This is a genomic window from Micromonospora profundi (genome assembly GCF_011927785.1).
GTDB classification, from domain to species: Bacteria; Actinomycetota; Actinomycetes; order Mycobacteriales; family Micromonosporaceae; genus Micromonospora; species Micromonospora profundi.
Map to the genome: position 1 here is coordinate 6,268,740 of NZ_JAATJK010000001.1, position 14,848 is coordinate 6,283,587.

The 14,848-nt window shown below is 71.3% G+C and carries 13 protein-coding genes and 1 tRNA gene; 8 read left to right on the plus strand and 6 right to left on the minus strand.

Features of this window, described 5'->3' with window-relative positions; genetic code table 11:
- Positions 1-49: 49 nt before the first annotated feature.
- A tRNA-Pro gene (locus tag F4558_RS28045) sits at positions 50-126 on the minus strand.
- 224 nt (positions 127-350) lie between these two features.
- Positions 351-1,244, minus strand: a complete 894-nt coding sequence (locus tag F4558_RS28050) for a metallophosphoesterase (RefSeq protein ID WP_167946701.1) — start codon at positions 1,242-1,244, stop codon at positions 351-353.
- Positions 1,245-1,269: 25 nt separating this feature from the next.
- On the opposite strand from F4558_RS28050, the gene F4558_RS28055 reads away from it, so the two are divergent.
- The gene (locus tag F4558_RS28055; RefSeq protein ID WP_053654858.1) at positions 1,270-1,725 is read left to right on the plus strand and encodes a GatB/YqeY domain-containing protein; all 456 of its coding nucleotides are present in this window, start codon (positions 1,270-1,272) and stop codon (positions 1,723-1,725) included.
- A 181-nt stretch (positions 1,726-1,906) separates the two neighbouring features.
- Here the strand turns inward: F4558_RS28055 and F4558_RS28060 are convergent, their stop codons facing one another.
- Entirely contained in the window at positions 1,907-4,360 is a 2,454-nt protein-coding gene (locus tag F4558_RS28060; protein WP_167946702.1) for a penicillin-binding protein, read from the minus strand.
- 404 nt (positions 4,361-4,764) lie between these two features.
- Between F4558_RS28060 and F4558_RS28065 the strand changes: the two genes are divergently transcribed.
- Complete coding sequence (locus F4558_RS28065) at positions 4,765-5,085, plus strand: WhiB family transcriptional regulator (protein ID WP_053654856.1); 321 nt, start codon at positions 4,765-4,767, stop codon at positions 5,083-5,085.
- A 6-nt stretch (positions 5,086-5,091) separates the two neighbouring features.
- Here F4558_RS28065 and bagB read toward each other — a convergent pair whose 3' ends face one another.
- The 3 genes from bagB to F4558_RS28080 are packed head-to-tail and all read right to left on the minus strand — an operon-like array spanning position 5,092 to position 7,949.
- Complete coding sequence (bagB, locus tag F4558_RS28070; protein ID WP_053654855.1) at positions 5,092-6,240, minus strand: ArsA family ATPase; 1,149 nt, start codon at positions 6,238-6,240, stop codon at positions 5,092-5,094.
- 57 nt (positions 6,241-6,297) lie between these two features.
- Positions 6,298-7,275: an ATPase BagA gene (gene bagA, locus F4558_RS28075; protein WP_053654853.1), complete on the minus strand. Its 978-nt coding sequence runs from the start codon at positions 7,273-7,275 to the stop codon at positions 6,298-6,300.
- A gap of 26 nt (positions 7,276-7,301) precedes the next feature.
- Positions 7,302-7,949: an Rv0361 family membrane protein gene (locus tag F4558_RS28080; protein ID WP_245242433.1), complete on the minus strand. Its 648-nt coding sequence runs from the start codon at positions 7,947-7,949 to the stop codon at positions 7,302-7,304.
- 555 nt (positions 7,950-8,504) lie between these two features.
- Here F4558_RS28080 and F4558_RS28085 point away from each other — a divergent pair.
- From F4558_RS28085 to F4558_RS28110, 6 genes are all read left to right on the plus strand, one after another.
- Positions 8,505-8,987 (plus strand): hypothetical protein, encoded by a 483-nt coding sequence (locus F4558_RS28085; protein ID WP_167946703.1) that lies wholly within the window; start codon positions 8,505-8,507, stop codon positions 8,985-8,987.
- Positions 8,988-9,031: 44 nt separating this feature from the next.
- Positions 9,032-9,187: a Sp36 family protein gene (sp36, locus tag F4558_RS28090; protein WP_007466198.1), complete on the plus strand. Its 156-nt coding sequence runs from the start codon at positions 9,032-9,034 to the stop codon at positions 9,185-9,187.
- Between the two features lie 55 nt (positions 9,188-9,242).
- Positions 9,243-9,704 carry a RidA family protein gene (locus tag F4558_RS28095; RefSeq protein ID WP_053654849.1) on the plus strand — a complete coding sequence of 154 codons (462 nt, stop codon included), beginning with the start codon at positions 9,243-9,245 and terminating at the stop codon, positions 9,702-9,704.
- Between the two features lie 114 nt (positions 9,705-9,818).
- The gene (locus F4558_RS28100; RefSeq protein ID WP_053654847.1) at positions 9,819-10,658 is read left to right on the plus strand and encodes an MBL fold metallo-hydrolase; all 840 of its coding nucleotides are present in this window, start codon (positions 9,819-9,821) and stop codon (positions 10,656-10,658) included.
- Complete coding sequence (locus F4558_RS28105) at positions 10,655-14,278, plus strand: adenylate/guanylate cyclase domain-containing protein (protein ID WP_053654845.1); 3,624 nt, start codon at positions 10,655-10,657, stop codon at positions 14,276-14,278. The genes F4558_RS28100 and F4558_RS28105 overlap by 4 nt, the downstream gene beginning before the upstream one ends.
- A gap of 125 nt (positions 14,279-14,403) precedes the next feature.
- Complete coding sequence (locus F4558_RS28110) at positions 14,404-14,838, plus strand: hypothetical protein (protein WP_053654843.1); 435 nt, start codon at positions 14,404-14,406, stop codon at positions 14,836-14,838.
- Positions 14,839-14,848 lie beyond the last annotated feature (10 nt).

Sequence of the window (14,848 nt, forward strand, 5' to 3'; positions counted from 1 at the left end):
TCAGGATGCACTAGAGGGCACATCCATTGATCGGATGTGCCCTCTTACCTGGTCGGGGTGGCCGGATTCGAACCGACGACCTCTTCGTCCCGAACGAAGCGCGCTACCAAGCTGCGCCACACCCCGAGGCGTGCCGACAAATAGTAGCCCACCCGCCCCGATGGTCAAACTCGGTACCCCTGCCGGCCGGACCCCGCCCAGAGCGGCCAAGATCTGCGCAACTTCAGGGATGTAGTGGCCTCACGGCGTCTGGAGACCGCACTTTCCCTGAGGTTGCGCAGATCTTGACGGGGTGCCGACGGCGCACGCCGACGGGCGCGCCGTGGGTGCGCGCCGAGGGGCCGGGTGGTTCAGCGGGGGATCAGCGTGAGGATGCTCGCTTCCGGGGGGCAGGCGAAGCGGATCGGGGCGGTCGGGTGGGTCCCGAGGCCGGCGGAGACGTGCAGCCAGGAGTCCGAGCCCGGCCACCGGTGCAGCCCCTGCGCCATCGAGCGGGGCAGCCCGCAGTTGGTAACCAGCGCCCCGTACCCCGGCACGCAGACCTGCCCACCGTGGGTGTGCCCGGCCAGCAGGAGCCCGAAGCGGTCGGCGGCCATCTGGTCGAGCACCCGTGGCTCGGGCGAGTGCGACAGCGCGATGGACAGGTCGGCCGAGGAGGAGACCTCGCCGGCCACCGACGGGTAGTCGTCCCGCTCGATGTGGGGGTCGTCCACGCCGACGAGGTCGATCTGGCGACCGCCGGCCTTGAGTGTGGTCCGCGCGTTGTTGAGGTCGGCCCAACCGGCGCCTGTGAACACCTGCCGCAGCTCCTCGTAGGGAAGTTCGGCGCCTTCGGTGTACTCCCGGTCGGGCAGGAAGTAGGTGAACGGATTCTTCAGCACCGGGCCGGTGTAGTCGTTGGAGCCGAACACGAACGCTCCCGGATAGTCCAGCAGCGGCTGCATGGCCCGCAGCACACCGGGCACCGAGTCGGGGTGCGCCATGTTGTCGCCGGTCACCACCACCAGGTCGGGATCGAGGGCGGCCAGGGAGGCCACCCAGCGCTGCTTGCGTGCCTGGTCGGGCATCATGTGCAGGTCCGACAGGTGCAGCACGCGCAGCGGCTCCGAGTCGGCAGGCAGCACCGGCACGTCGTACCGCCGCAGGGTGAACATGTTGCGCTCGACGAGCGACGCGTACGCGAGGGTTGCCGCGCCGATCGTGGCGGTTCCGGCGGCGAGCCGGAATAGTGTGCGCTTTCGCATGGCGTTCAGGGTAGTTTCACCGTCCATGAGCACGCTGAAGGACCGCCTCACTGCCGACATGCGTTCCGCGCTGAAAGCGCGCGACGAGCTGACCACCTCCACGCTGCGGATGGCTCTGGCCGCCGTTGGCACCGCCGAGGTCGCTGGCAAGGCCAAGCGTGAGCTCACCGACGACGAGGTGCTCGCGGTGCTCACCAAGGAGGCCAAGAAGCGCCGAGAGGCGGCCACCGCCTTCGCCGACGCGGGCCGTACCGAGCAGGCCGCGAAGGAGACCGCCGAGGGTGAGGTGCTGGACCGCTACCTGCCCAAGCAGCTCTCGGATGCCGAGCTGACCGAGCTGGTCTCGGGGGCGCTGGCCGCGGGCGGCTTCAGCGGCAAGGCCCAGATGGGCCCGGCGATGAAGGCGGCCCAGGCCGCGGTGGCCGGCCGGGCCGAGGGTGGCCGGGTGGCCGCCGAGGTACGTCGTCAGCTCGGCCTCTGACCCGTCCGCGCACACCGGCCAGCGCGGCCGGGACGCGTCGGCGTTCAGTGATAGTCCGGACAGGCGAACGGGCGGCCACCCCTCGGGGTGACCGCCCGTTCCTGCGCTCTACGTGTCGGCTCAGCCGCCTGGGCGGCCACCCCTCGGGGTGACCGCCCGTTCCTGCGCTCTACGTGTCGGCTCAGCCGCCTGGGCGGCCACCGCCACCGGGTCGGCCTGGCCCGTTACCTGGCCCGTTGCCGGGCTGTCCCGGAGTGTTGGTGCCGGCCGGGGTGCCGCCGCCGCTGCTGACGTCGATGGACACCACGCCGCCCTTGATCTGACGGTTGTTCGGGTTGGTGCCAGCGGCGGTGCCCGCCGGGCAGCTCGAAGCCACCTTTCCGTCGGAGACGACAGGTATGAAGCCCGCGCCCTTGATCCGGGACTTCGCGGTCTCGATCGGCTGGCACTTCACGTCAGGGATGCTGCGCTGGTCGCCCTCGGAGATCTTCTGGCCGGGCGGCTCGAAGTTGATCCGCGGCTTGCCCTTCATGGCGTCCCGCAGCGTCTCGTACACCGGCGGGTTGATGCCGTCCTTCTCCTTGTGCTTCATCTTGACGTTCGTCTGCGGCCAGTCCGGGTCGGCCATGATGCCGGCCACCGAGTACTGCTTGGTCATCGCGACCAGGGCAGCGGTCTTCTCCGAGTCGGTGGTGCCGGACTTGCCGGCCACCGGCGCGTCGACGATGCCCCGTACGTTGCCGGCGGTGCGACTGCCGCCACACTTGCTGGTCTTGGAGTTGTCACCGACCGGGCAGCGGGCGGCGTCCACGGCAGCGCGGGCCACGTCAGTGCTGAACCGCTTCTCGCAGCGCGGGTTGGCGATGTCCAGCTTGTTGCCCTCCGGGTCGCGGATCTCCTGCACCGGGATCGGCTCGCAGTACTTGCCGTCAGCGGCGAGGGTCGCGTACGCGTTGGCCAGGTCCAGCGGCGTGGTGGAGGAGACGCCCAGTGTGAAGGCGCCCCACTGGTGCGCCGCTTCCTTGGTGGCGGCGAACTTGGCGTCGTTGCTGGCCCGGAACTGGATGCCTGCCCGCTTAGCGGCGTCGACCACGTTCTCCGCGCCGACCTGCTGTTGGAGCGGCACGAAGTAGGTGTTCACCGACTGCGCGAAGGCGCTCCACATGTTCTGCATGCCGCCGGCCTTCAGGCCGGAGTTGGTCGGGCAGTAGAAGTGTGTCCCCTTGCAGGCGGCCGGGCTGCTGCTGTCGATGATGTATTCCGACTTGAACTGCTGCGGCGCGTTGAACGGGTAGCTGAGCGGGATGCCCTTCTCCAGCGCGGCCACAATGCTGAAGATCTTGAAGGTCGAGCCGGCCTGGTAGCCGGTGATGCCGTCGCCGCCGGTGAGCAGCGGGTTGACCGTCGCCGGGTAGTTGCCCCGGATCTTCTTCTTGGCCTTCGCGGGGTCGCTGGAGATCTTGTTCTTCGGGTTCTTCGGGTCGTCGAGCTTGAACTGCCGGTTGACGGCGAGCGCGCGGACCCGGCCGGTGCCGGGCTCCACCACCGCGACCATTGCGGCTTCCTTGCTGTTCTCGCTCTTGGCCTTGCGGACCGCCTTGTCCGCACCCTTCTGCGCCTGGACGTCGATGGACGTGACGATGGTGTAACCGCCGCTCTTGAGCCGGCGCTCACGGTCGTACGACGTCGAGCCGAACGTCTCCTGCTGCATCCACCAGCGGTAGAAGTAGTCGCAGAAGAAGCCCCAGCTGTTGACGTTGGCGGCGACGCAGCCGTTCGGGGTGCGCCGGTCCTTCACGACCAGCTTGGTCGCCTTGGCGGCGTCTGCCTCCTGCTGGGTGATGGCCTTGGTGGTGACCATGTTCTGGATGACGTAGTTACGTCGGTCCAGTGCGAGGGGGTAGCCGCTCTTGGTGGTCGGGTCGTTCGTCGTCGGCGCCTTGACCATGCCGGCCAGCAGAGCCGCTTCCTCGATCTTGAGCTTGCTCGGCGGCTTACCGAAGTAGACCTGGCTGGCGGCGTAGATGCCGTACGCGCCGTTGCCGAACGAGGCGAGGTTGAGGTAGCGGGTCAGGATCTCGTCCTTCGAGAACTCCTTGTCGACCTGCAGGGCCAGCCGCATCTCGCGGAGCTTGCGGGCGCTGGTGTCCTCCGTCGCGGCGACCACGTCGGCCGGGTGGGTGGCCGAGTAGGCGATGGCCAGCCGGACGTACTGCATTGTCAGCGTCGAGGCGCCCTGACGGCCGGCGCTCTCGTTCTGGTTGTTGACGAACGCGCGGGCGACACCGTTGATGTCGACACCGTTGTGCTTGTAGAAGTCGTGGTCCTCGGCCGCGATGATGGCCTTCTGCATGTACGGGGAGATGTCGGCGAGCTTCACGTCGCGCCGGTTCTCGTCGTACATCGTCGCGAGCGGTGTCTTGCCGTCCGACGCCAGCAGGTAGCTGATCTGTGGCGCGCGGGCCACCGTGAGCTCCGTGGGCAGGGCACCGAAGGTCTCGGCGCCGGCCTTTGCGGCCAAGCCGGACATCGCCACCGCGGGGAAGGCCGCCGCAGCGACCACCACGCCAGCCAACAGGCCACATACGAGCAGCGATGCGGCGTTGGTCAGCACATTGTGGTCACGTTTCCGCATCCAGGTCACCTCGACAGGGTACGCGAGTAGGGAACGAGGGGCGCTGGGGCGTTCTTTCCCCATTTCCTGCGTGCGCTGCCCTCGTTGTGCTAAACGCATGACCCCCCGTACGAGGTTGCGTGTGACCTGGCGTGAGTCTCCTCCGATCGGAGGGAACGGCGCAGCGTTTTCACGGACCTCGGCGGGGTAACCGGCGGTCGAAAGCCCGGGAAGCCGGGAGTGTCCGGAATGATGGATTTCGCCGACAACGTTGCGTAATCGGTCGACTACAGAGCATGATGATGGCGGCGACAGCGCCACATGTCGTTCGTGCCGCCTTGGGGAAGGCCAGGCCGGACGACCGGGGGGAATTGCCGGCTGCCGTGCAACGAGGTCGGTAGGTATGCAAGGGGGGACGTGTACACATGGGCATGATCACTGACTGGCCGTCGCTGGCGGCGTGTCAGAACGGGGACCCGGACGCGTTGTTCGTACAGGGCGCCGAACAGAACGTGGCGAAGCGGATCTGCCGGAGCTGCCCAGTTCGGTACGAGTGCCTGGCCGACGCGCTGGACAACCGGATCGAGTTCGGTGTGTGGGGTGGCATGACCGAACGTGAACGCCGCGCGCTGCTGCGTCGTCACCCGCAGGTAACGAGCTGGCGCAAGATGTTCGAGGCGGCGATGAAGAAGAACAGCAAGGACAAGGCCGCCAAGGACAAAATCCTGGTCAGCGCGGCCAACTGACGCCGGTCACGGCCGGCTGATCGCCGCGCCGATCGTCCGTAGCCCGTCGACGTCGTGCACGTCGGCGGGCTGCGCCGTCACCGACACCGCGGGCACCCCCGGGAACGCCTCGGTGAACCGTGCGGCGACCTGCTGCTCGCGTACCGCCTGGCGGGCCAACGCGGCGTGCGCCCGCAGCACGTCGGCGGTGGCCTCGTGCCCTCCCAGCTCGGTCAGCCGCTCCGCGGCGGCCCGGCTCTGCTCCGCGTCCAACTCCGGAACCGCCGGACGGTGCACCCTGTTGAGCACCAGACCGGCAAGCGGCATCTTCTCCTCCCGCAGCCGGCCCGCGAAGTAGGCGGCCTCCCGGACCGCGTCCGGCTCCGGGGCCGCGACCAGCACGAAGGCCGTCTCCCGTGCCTGGAGGATGCGGTACGTCTGCTCGGCGCGCTGCCGGAAGCCCCCGAACATCGAATCCAGGGCGGCCACGAAGCCGGACAGGTCGGTGAGCAGTTGGGCGCCGAGCACCTTCTGCACCACCTTCGAGAACATCCCGAACGAGGCCGTGACCAGGCTGAACATGCTTCGCCCACCGGTGCGTGCCGGTGCGAGCAGCAGCCGCAGCATCCGGCCGTCGAGGAAACGGGAGAGCCGAGCCGGCGCGTCCAGGAAATCCAACGCCGAGCGGGACGGCGGGGTGTCGACCACGATCAGGTCCCACTCGCCGCGGGCGTGCAGCTGGCCCAGCTTCTCCATCGCCATGTATTCCTGCGTGCCGGCGAACGTCGAGCTCATGGCCTGGTAGAAGGGGTTCGCGAAGATCTCGGCGGCCTTCGCCGGATCGGTGTGCTGAAGCACCACGTCGTCGAAGGTGCGCTTCATGTCCAGCATCATGGCGTGCAGCTCGCCGCCGCTGGCCTCGACGTCGATCCCCTTGACCTGGCGGGGCGTGTTGTCCAGCTCGGTCAGGCCCAGTGACTGGGCGAGCCGGCGGGCCGGGTCGATGGTGAGCACCACCGTTCGCCGTCCGTGCTGCTCGGCGGCCCGCAGCGCCAGCGCCGCGGCAGTGGTCGTCTTACCCACTCCGCCGGCACCGCAGCACACGATGATCCGCACGCCGGGGTCGGCGAGGATCTGGTCGACGTCCAGCTGCGGCGCCGCGTCTTCGGAAGGCACCAATCGAGCGTATCGGGCCGGATGGGTCCGTGCGCCTGTGCCGACGTGAGGTGCGCGTCAATCCGCATGCACGAGGGCCTGCGCCAGGGTGGTGAGCCCGGCCTGGTCGACCCCCTCGGGCAACAGTGGCAACTCCACGATCGGGAGCCCCAGCTCCACCAGCTCGGCCCGCAGCGAATCCTCAAGCTCCCGCCGGATGACCTGGTCACGTGCCTCGTCGTGCAGGCCAGCGACGATCTCCCGATCGGTCGGCAACCCGGCGGCGGCGAGCCCGCGCTTCAACTCCGCCAGGCTGACCGCCCGGCCGGCAGGCAGCGGCGGGCGGGTGCCGTTGACGATCACCTTGCCGACCCCGAAGCCGAGCGATGTCAGATCGGCGATGGCGTCCACCGTCTCCTGCACCGGCATCTCCTCCAGCAGCGTGACCACGTGCACCGCCGTGATCGGGGAGCGCAGCAGCGCGGCGACCCCCTCGCTCTGGGTCTTGATCGGGCCGACCTTTGCCAGCCGGGCCGTCTCGGCGGTGACGTTGAGGAAACGGCCGATCCGCCCGGTCGGCGGAGCGTCGAGCACCACCGCGTCGTACACACGACGCTGCCCCGAGGTGCGGGTGGTGGCTTCCTTCACCTTGCCGGTGAGCAGCACGTCCCGTAGGCCCGGGGCGATGGTGGTGGCGAAGTCGATCGCGCCGAGCTTGCGCAGCGCCCGTCCCGCCGCACCCAGCTTGTAGAACATGTCGAGGTATTCGAGCAGGGCTTCCTCGGCGTCCACCGCGAGCGCCCGCACCTCACCGCCGCCGGGCACGTCGGTGAGGTGCCGCTCCTCGTACGGCAGCGGGTCGATGCCGAAGAGTTGGGCGATGCCCTGCCGGCCCTCGACCTCGACCAGCAGGGTGCGCCGACCACCGGCGGCGAGCGCCATCGCCAGCGCCGCCGCCACGCTTGTCTTGCCGGTGCCGCCCTTGCCGGTTACGACGTGGAGGCGGGCCGACCATCCGGTACCGGCCGGGTCGGACGGCCGCTCAGCTGCACGCACCCGTCGAGCCTATCCAGGCTCGGGGGTCAGGCGACCTCGCAGACCCACCAACCCGTCTTCTGCACCACAGTGAAGCGCAGGTCCTGGTCGGCCACCTTCTCGTCGGCGGTGGTCATTGTGACGCGGGTGGAGACGGTCGCCCGGTCACCGGTCTGGTTGTCGACCTTCGGAGCGGTCCACTTGAAGCGCGGGTTCTGGTATTCGGCCGTGTACTTCTGCACCTCGGCCACCTTCGCGGCGATCTTCTTGTCGTCCCGGGAGGCGGCGCAGACGCGGTTGGCCGCCTTGGTGGCGTCGCGATCCTTGTAGACAGCGGTGAGGAACTCGTCGACGGCGACCGCCGGCTCCTTGGCGCCCTCGCCGGATTCGGCGTTGCGCAGGGTCAGGAACGTCACCACGCCGCCACCCACGCAGAGCACCATGATCACGACGAGAGCGATGGCCGCGATCAGCAGGCCACGCTTCTTCTTCGGCTCGGCCGCACCCGGGTACGGCGGGTAGCCGGGCGGGGGCGGCGGGATCGCCCCCGGAGTCCCGGTCCCGACGGCGCCTGGTGCCTGCGTCGCCGGGTCGCCCGTCGGGCTGCCGAACGAGGGGGCATTGCCGAACGGCGGGGCGCTCGCGGGCTGGCTGGCGCTGTCGGGCTGGCCGGGGAGACCCGCCGACGCGGGCAGCGCCGCCGGGGAGGGCTGGGCGGGAAGAGCGAGCGGACCGGGCTGCGAGGTGCTGCCCGGCTGCGCGCTGCCGGCCTGCTGGTCGGGCGCTGTCGGTGCGCCGGGCTGTGGGGGGACGGCTGGATCGCCGGGTTGACCGGCGGGATCCGGGTGGCCCGCCGGGAGGGCGCGCGGGCCGGTCTGGTCACCGCTGGGCGGTTGGGTCATCTCGTTCCCCCGAGTGTGCGGCGCCCGGCCGCCACCCCGGGCGCCGAGCGTGATCGAGCGGGCGGCCGGGCGCTGCTCGCGACCGTCCGACGGGAAGGGTAGCGGTCGATCCCCGAGTTGGTGTCGCCCGTATCGCGCCGCGCGGAGCGCGGAGTCGGCCAGTGGGGCGACAGGGCGGCCACCGTTGGGCTACTGCATACGATCTGTCGTATATGTGACTTTCGGGGCTGATGTGCGCGTCCTGTTGGCGGGACCGCCGCGACACACCTACGTTCGTCCAGGTGCGGGGGCCGGAGATGGCCGGGCCGGCCGGAGGCGTGACCCGAGAGGTACCACCGGAGGAAGTACATGCGCGACGCGGACAACATCCCTCGCACCCAGTTCCCGGCCAACGACCGGCTGCGCCGATCCGGGTCGATGGGCGAGGCTGCCGGTGGACCGTTCGGCAGCCTGCCGGTCAACGAGCGGTCGTACCGTCGGGTTCCGGAGACGCCCGAGGTGGTGCGCACGCCGAGCCGGCCCGTCGAGCGGCGGGACGACGACGAGCCGGGCTTCGTCATCCACCTGCCGATCCGGGTGGCCGACCTGTCGGCGGCGACAGCGCTTGCCGGTCGCGTGGCCGTCTCCCTGGGCTTCCTGCCGGAGTTGGACGCCGGCGAGACCACCGTGTCGAACGCCGACGACCAGAACAACAGGCACCGCGTCTTCTGCGACCTCCTGCAACCCGACCGGTCGCGGTGCCCCCAGGGGTACGGGCACGAAGGCCCCTGCGGGGAGCTGCCGGCACCGCCCGAACAGCGCCCCGCACCTCGCCCGGCAAGCGGACCGTAGGCTGTACCTCGACGCCGTCCGCACCGAGAGGGAGCCCTCCAGCGATGCAGAAGTGGGAATACTCCACGGTCCCGCTGCTTGTCCACGCGACCAAGCAGATCCTCGACAACTGGGGTGAGGACGGGTGGGAACTCGTCGCCGTGGTCCCCGGCCCGAACCCGGACCAGCTGGTGGCCTACCTGAAGCGGCCCAAGGCGTGAGCGCGAGGAGCGCAGCGCAGCGGAGCCCCGCAGTCGCGAACAGAGGGGTGACGGCATGAGCAACGGCCCGCACGCGAAGCTCGCCGAGTTGGGGCTCGAACTTCCCGAGGTGGTGCCGCCGGTGGCCAGCTACGTGCCGGCCGTTCAGTCCGGGCAGCACGTGTACGTCTCCGGCCAGCTGCCGATCTCCGAGGGCAAGTTGCTGGCGACCGGCAAGGTCGGCGCCGGGATCTCGGCCGAGCAGGCCAAGGACCTGGCCCAGCGGTGCGCGCTCAACGCGCTGGCCGCCGTCGACTCGCTCGTCGGCCTGGAGAACGTGGTCAAGGTGGTCAAGGTGACCGGTTTCGTGGCCTCCGCGCCCGGCTTCACCGGCCAGCCTGCCGTGATCAACGGTGCTTCCGACCTGCTCGGCACCGTCTTCGGTGAGGCCGGTCGCCACGCCCGCAGCGCGGTAGGCGTGGCTGAACTCCCCCTGGACGCCCCGGTAGAGGTAGAGCTGATCGTCGAGGTCGCCTGACCCGCCCCGCGATCTTGCACTTGCTGCCCGGATCAAAGTCCTGAAAAGGGACGAATCAGGGTCCGAAAGTGCAAGATCGCGGAGGGTGGCGGGCGGGGTCGTACGATCGCAGCCATGAGCGGGCACGTGACGGCACCGGCGGCGGCACTCGCCGCTGAGCTGCCGGACTGGGTGACGCTGCTGCGTGCGCCCAATCCGGGGCCGATGACCCTCGACGGAACCAACACGTGGGTGCTGCGAGCGGCCCCCACCGAGCCGGCAGTGGTGATCGATCCCGGGCCGGCCGACGAGGGACACCTGGCCGCGATCGCCGCCACCGGCCCCATCGGGCTCGTGCTGATCACCCACGGGCACCCGGACCACACCGAGGGCTCGGCCCCGCTTAGCGAACTCCTCGGCGGGTCGGCACACGTCCTGGCCGTCGACCCGGCGCACACCATCGGCGGTGAACCCCTCACCGAGCCGGCCGAGCACCTGGGCGGTTTCGGCCTCGACATTCGCCTGCTGAGCACCCCCGGGCACACTGCCGACTCGGTCTGCTTCCTCGTGGAGCACGCCGACGAGCAGGTGGTGCTCACCGGCGACACCATCCTCGGCCGGGGCACCACGGTGGTGGCGCACCCGGACGGGCACCTCGGCAACTATCTGGGCAGCCTGGAGTTGCTGTCGACGTACCGGGGAATCACGGCACTGCCCGGGCACGGCCCGGCGCTCGCCGACTGCGGCGCGGCGGCCGATTTCTACCTTGCCCACCGGCGGGCCCGGCTCGACCAGGTCCGGGAGGCGGTCGCCGCTGGCGCCCGCACGCCCGACGACGTGGTCGCCGCGGTCTACGCGGACGTGGACCGCTCGCTCTGGTGGGCTGCCGGCTGGTCGGTCCGTGCCCAGCTGGAGTATCTGGGTGTCGACACCGGGGAATCCGAGCCGGGGGTCAGTGGGTTGGAGCACATGTGACCTGCCCCGTGTGTGGAACTGTCGCCGTTCCCGGCGCGCGGTTCTGCCACAACTGCGGAGCCGCGCTGCCGGCCGCCGCGACGTTGCCGGCGGCCGAGCGTCGGGTGGTCACGGTGCTCTTCGGCGACCTGTCCGAATTCACCTCCTGGTCGGAGGACCTCGACCCGGAGCGGGTCGGCGCGGTCACCGACCGGGTGCTCGCCTCCCTCGCGGGGGCGGTGAAGACGTTCGGCGGGCACGTCGACAAGCTGACCGGCGACGGGATCATGGCGGTCTTCGGTGCTCCTGTGGCACACGAGGACGACGCCGAGCGAGCCGTCCGGGCCGCCCTCTCCATGCAGCGGGCCGTCCGCCGCGTGCTCGACGACGAGCGGGGCGGTGGTGCGCCGCTCGGGCTGCGGGTCGGGCTGAACACCGGTGACGTCATCGCAGGCATCCAGGCCGCGATCGAGTACACGGTCATCGGCGACACGGTGAACACCGCCGCCCGGCTGGCCGACGCCGCCGCTGTCGGTGCCGTCTACGCCGGTGGGCGTACCGCCGCCACCACCCGCCACGTCGCCTCCTGGCGGGCGCTGCGCCCGCTGCGGCTCAAGGGCAAGCGTGAGCCCGTCGAGGCGTACGAGCTGCTGGGTCTGCTCGACGCGCCGGGCACCCGCTCGGGTCTCGGTGACGAGGCGCCCTACGTGGGGCGGGAGACCGAGATCGGCCGGGTCGCCGGCCGGCTCGCCGAGGTGATCGACCAGGGCGACCCCCGGGTGCTGCTGATGACTGCCGAGGCGGGCATCGGCAAGTCCCGGTTCGCCGCCGAGGTCGAACGCCTCGCCGCCGGATACGACGTGGGCGCCGGCAGGTACGCGGCGCACACCGGCGCGCGGGTGCTCTCGGTGCGCTGCGCCGCCTTCGGTGAGCGCCGCCGGCTCGCGCCGCTCGCCGACCTGGTCCGCGCCGCCGTCGGCCTGCCCAGTGACGCGTCCACAGCGCTTACCCGTCCGGCGGTCGAGGAGCGGCTGCGTCGGCTCGGCCAGCGGCTCGCCCGAGCCGGCGCCCAACAACCGCCGATCGTCACCGACCAACTGCTCGCACTGCTCGGCTATGCCGAACTCCCCACGCACACCGGCACCGACAACGGCGAGTGGGGCAGTGCCGCTGCCGCGGCCGCCGACGCCGAGGCGGTGCCGAACGCCGTCGCCGACCTGCTCAGCGGCCTCGCCTCGGAGGCGCCGCTGGTGATCGTGGTGGACGACCTGCACGACGCCACCGCCGAGACGATCCGCGCTCTCGGGCTGGCCCTGTCCCGCCTCACCGGCCCGGTCCTCGTGCTGCTGCTGGGCCGCCCCGAGCTGGTCCGTACCGCAGGCGCTCTGACCCGCGTCGCGGACGCCGAGGTGCACTCCCTGCCGCCGCTGCGCGGAGCCGACGCGGCCCGGTTGCTCACCAGCTATCTCGGCGGTGGGAAACTGCCGCAGGCCGACGCCGACCGGCTGCTGGCCACCGCCCAAGGCAACCCGTTCTACCTTGCCGAGCTGGTCACCCTGCTGATCGAGCGCGGTGCCCTCACGACTGTCGAACCGGGTCGCGGTGTCCGGCCCGCCCCGGGCGAGCGGGATCAGGGCTCGACGGCGAGCTGGCGGCTGGTGCCCGGTTCGCTGGGCAGCCGGCTGCTGTCCCGTGACCTCGCGGCGGTGCTCGCCGCCCGTATCGACGCGCTGCCACCGGGTGCCCGTTCGGTGCTGCGGGATGCCGCTGTGGTCGGTGACACGGTGCCCGAGGGCGCGCTGGAGGCGCTGCTCGACCAGCGCGCCGGCCGCGACGGGCGGCCCTCGGCCGTGGTCGCTGTCGAGCTCGACCGGGCGGTGGAGGAGCTGCTGCAACGCCGGATGCTGCACCGCACCCGCACCGGCTACGCGTTTGCCACCCCGCTCATGCGGGAGGCCGCGTACGCAGGTGTGAGCAAGGCGGAGCTGGCTGAGCGGCACGCCGCGCTTGCCCAGTGGGCGGCACCCGGAAGCGACGCCGCGGTACCCACCCTGGGCGGGTTCACCGACGAGGCCCGGGACGACTTCGTGGCGATGCACGTCGAGCGGGCCGCCAGGCTCGCCGACGCGGTGAAGCTGCGCCCGGACGCCCCGGCCCGCGCCGTGGCCCCGCTCGGGGTCGCCGCGCTCGGTCGGGCCGCCCGCCGGTCGCTGTCCGCCGGGGAGCCCGCGCTCGCCGTGGAGTACGCCGAACGCGCCACCGAACTGGCCCGCGACGGTGTGCCGGCGACCGATCGGGTGGTGCACGCCCGGGCGCTGCTCCAGATCGGTCGGGCCGTCGACGCGCTCGCCTACGCCGAGAAGATCGCCGCGAACGCCGGGGACGAGGCCACCCGGGTCAGCGCCCTGCTGCTCGCCGGGCAGGCCCAGCAGACCCTCGGTGACCAGGGACGGGCGGTGACTGCCTGGCAGGAGGCGCTGCAGGTGGCCACTGCCGCTGCGCTGCCCACGCTGCGCGCATCCGCGATGCGCCGGCTCGGCATGGCCGACTTCGTGGGCGGGCGGTTGAGTCAGGCGAGCAGCAGGCTGGCCGCCGCGTACCAGGTCAGTCTCGGCGCCCAGGACCGGCGCGGGCAGGCATGGTCGTTGCAGAACCTGGCGTGGGTGACCACCACCCGGGGCGACTTCGCCGGCACCGACGCGGTGCTCGGCCGGGCCGCCCGGTTGTTCGCCGAGCTGAAGGACCCGTACGGCCGGGCCTGGCTGCGGGGCACCACGGCGTTCGCCCGGCTGCTTGCCGGAAGGCTGCGCGAGGCGTGTCGCATGGCACAGGTGTTCCTGCCCTTCGGCGAGCGGGTCGGCGAGGCGTGGGCGGTGGGCACCCTGCGGGCGGTCGCGGCGTACGCCACTGCCGAGCTGGGTGAGCTGGCCGAGGCGGACCAGGGGGCACGCCGGGCGTACCGCGAGTTCGCCGCCGCCTCCGACGACTGGGGTCGCGGGTTCGCGCTTGTGGTCCGGGCCGTGGTGGCGCGGGGCCTGGGCGAGCCGGAACACGCGGCCGATCTGCTCACCGACGCCCTGGCGGACGCCGAACGGACCTCGCACCCGCTGCTCACCGGGATGGCCGGCACGTTGCGGGGGTTCGTGGCACTGGACATGGGGGACTGGGAGACCGCCGAGCAGGCGGCGCGTGGGGTGCTGACGGCCGTCGAACCGCACAACCCGCAGGCGCCGGCGCAGGTCGCGCCCCGGGTGCTGCTTGCCACCGCCCGGCTGGCCGCTGGCGACCCGGCGACCGCTGTCGGGCTTCTCGCTCCCGTGGCGACCACCGCCGCGAACGCGCCGTCGCTGCTGTTCTCCCGCCGTCAGACGATGGCCCGGTACGCGTCGGCGCTGCTCGCCCACGGTCAGCGGGAGCAGGCGTTGGACTGGGCGCAGCGTGCGGTGACGGTGCCTGCCGAGGACGTCCGCAGCCAGGTGATCGCGGCCAGCGTGCTGGCCGAGGCGCTGGCGGCCTGCGGTCGGCAGGTGGAGGCGCTCTCCTGCGCGGACGAGGCGGTCCGCCTGGCGTACGCCACCGAGCAGCGCAGTGAACGCGCCGCCGCCGATGCCCTGCGTGCCGAAATCGCCGCCCAGGTCTAGCCATCGCTGCTTCCCGTCCGGTTTTGGCGGTTCCGGGGATGTGGTTGTCGGAGCGACCGGCTAGCGTGTCACCACCGTGCGCCGGTCCACAGTGGGTGACCGTCGCCGTGCCGGGGAGGGCCATCATGAAGTTGCCGCGTTCCATCGCGGGCTGGACCATCGCTGTCTTCGGTGTGCTGGCGCTGCTGATGGGTGCGGTCGGGCTGATCTGGCCGGAGGCGCTGCTGGGCCTGCTCGGGCTGGAGGTGCCGTCGACTCGTGCGGCCGGCGACCACACGGGCACGTTCCTGCTGGCGTCCTCGATGGCGTCGTTCAACATGGGCGTCTACTACCTGCTCGCCACTGTCACCGAGTGGCGGGTGTTCTACCGCTTCACTGTGGTGTTCCGGCTGGTCACCTTCACGGTGTTCACCATCGCCGTGCTCTCCGACATCGCCCCGGACCGGTTCTTCGGGGTTGCCGCATGGGAGGGCCTGGGTGCACTGGCCACCGCGATCGGCCTGCGCGTCGACGCCCGCCGAAGTGCATCCGGTGCCGCTTCGGCTGACGCGGCGCGCTGAGCCTCCGGCC

What these genes read in the sequence shown, in the direction of transcription:
- F4558_RS28095 (WP_053654849.1), top strand. Translation starts at nt 9,243, where the DNA reads ATGAGCAACGGCCCGCACGCGAAGCTCGCCGAGTTGGGGCTCGAACTT.
- F4558_RS28065 (WP_053654856.1), top strand. Translation starts at nt 4,765, where the DNA reads ATGGGCATGATCACTGACTGGCCGTCGCTGGCGGCGTGTCAGAACGGG.
- F4558_RS28085 (WP_167946703.1), top strand. Translation starts at nt 8,505, where the DNA reads ATGCGCGACGCGGACAACATCCCTCGCACCCAGTTCCCGGCCAACGAC.
- F4558_RS28060 (WP_167946702.1), bottom strand. Translation starts at nt 4,360, where the DNA reads ATGCGGAAACGTGACCACAATGTGCTGACCAACGCCGCATCGCTGCTC.
- sp36 (WP_007466198.1), top strand. Translation starts at nt 9,032, where the DNA reads ATGCAGAAGTGGGAATACTCCACGGTCCCGCTGCTTGTCCACGCGACC.
- F4558_RS28100 (WP_053654847.1), top strand. Translation starts at nt 9,819, where the DNA reads ATGAGCGGGCACGTGACGGCACCGGCGGCGGCACTCGCCGCTGAGCTG.
- F4558_RS28055 (WP_053654858.1), top strand. Translation starts at nt 1,270, where the DNA reads ATGAGCACGCTGAAGGACCGCCTCACTGCCGACATGCGTTCCGCGCTG.
- F4558_RS28110 (WP_053654843.1), top strand. Translation starts at nt 14,404, where the DNA reads ATGAAGTTGCCGCGTTCCATCGCGGGCTGGACCATCGCTGTCTTCGGT.
- F4558_RS28050 (WP_167946701.1), bottom strand. Translation starts at nt 1,244, where the DNA reads ATGCGAAAGCGCACACTATTCCGGCTCGCCGCCGGAACCGCCACGATC.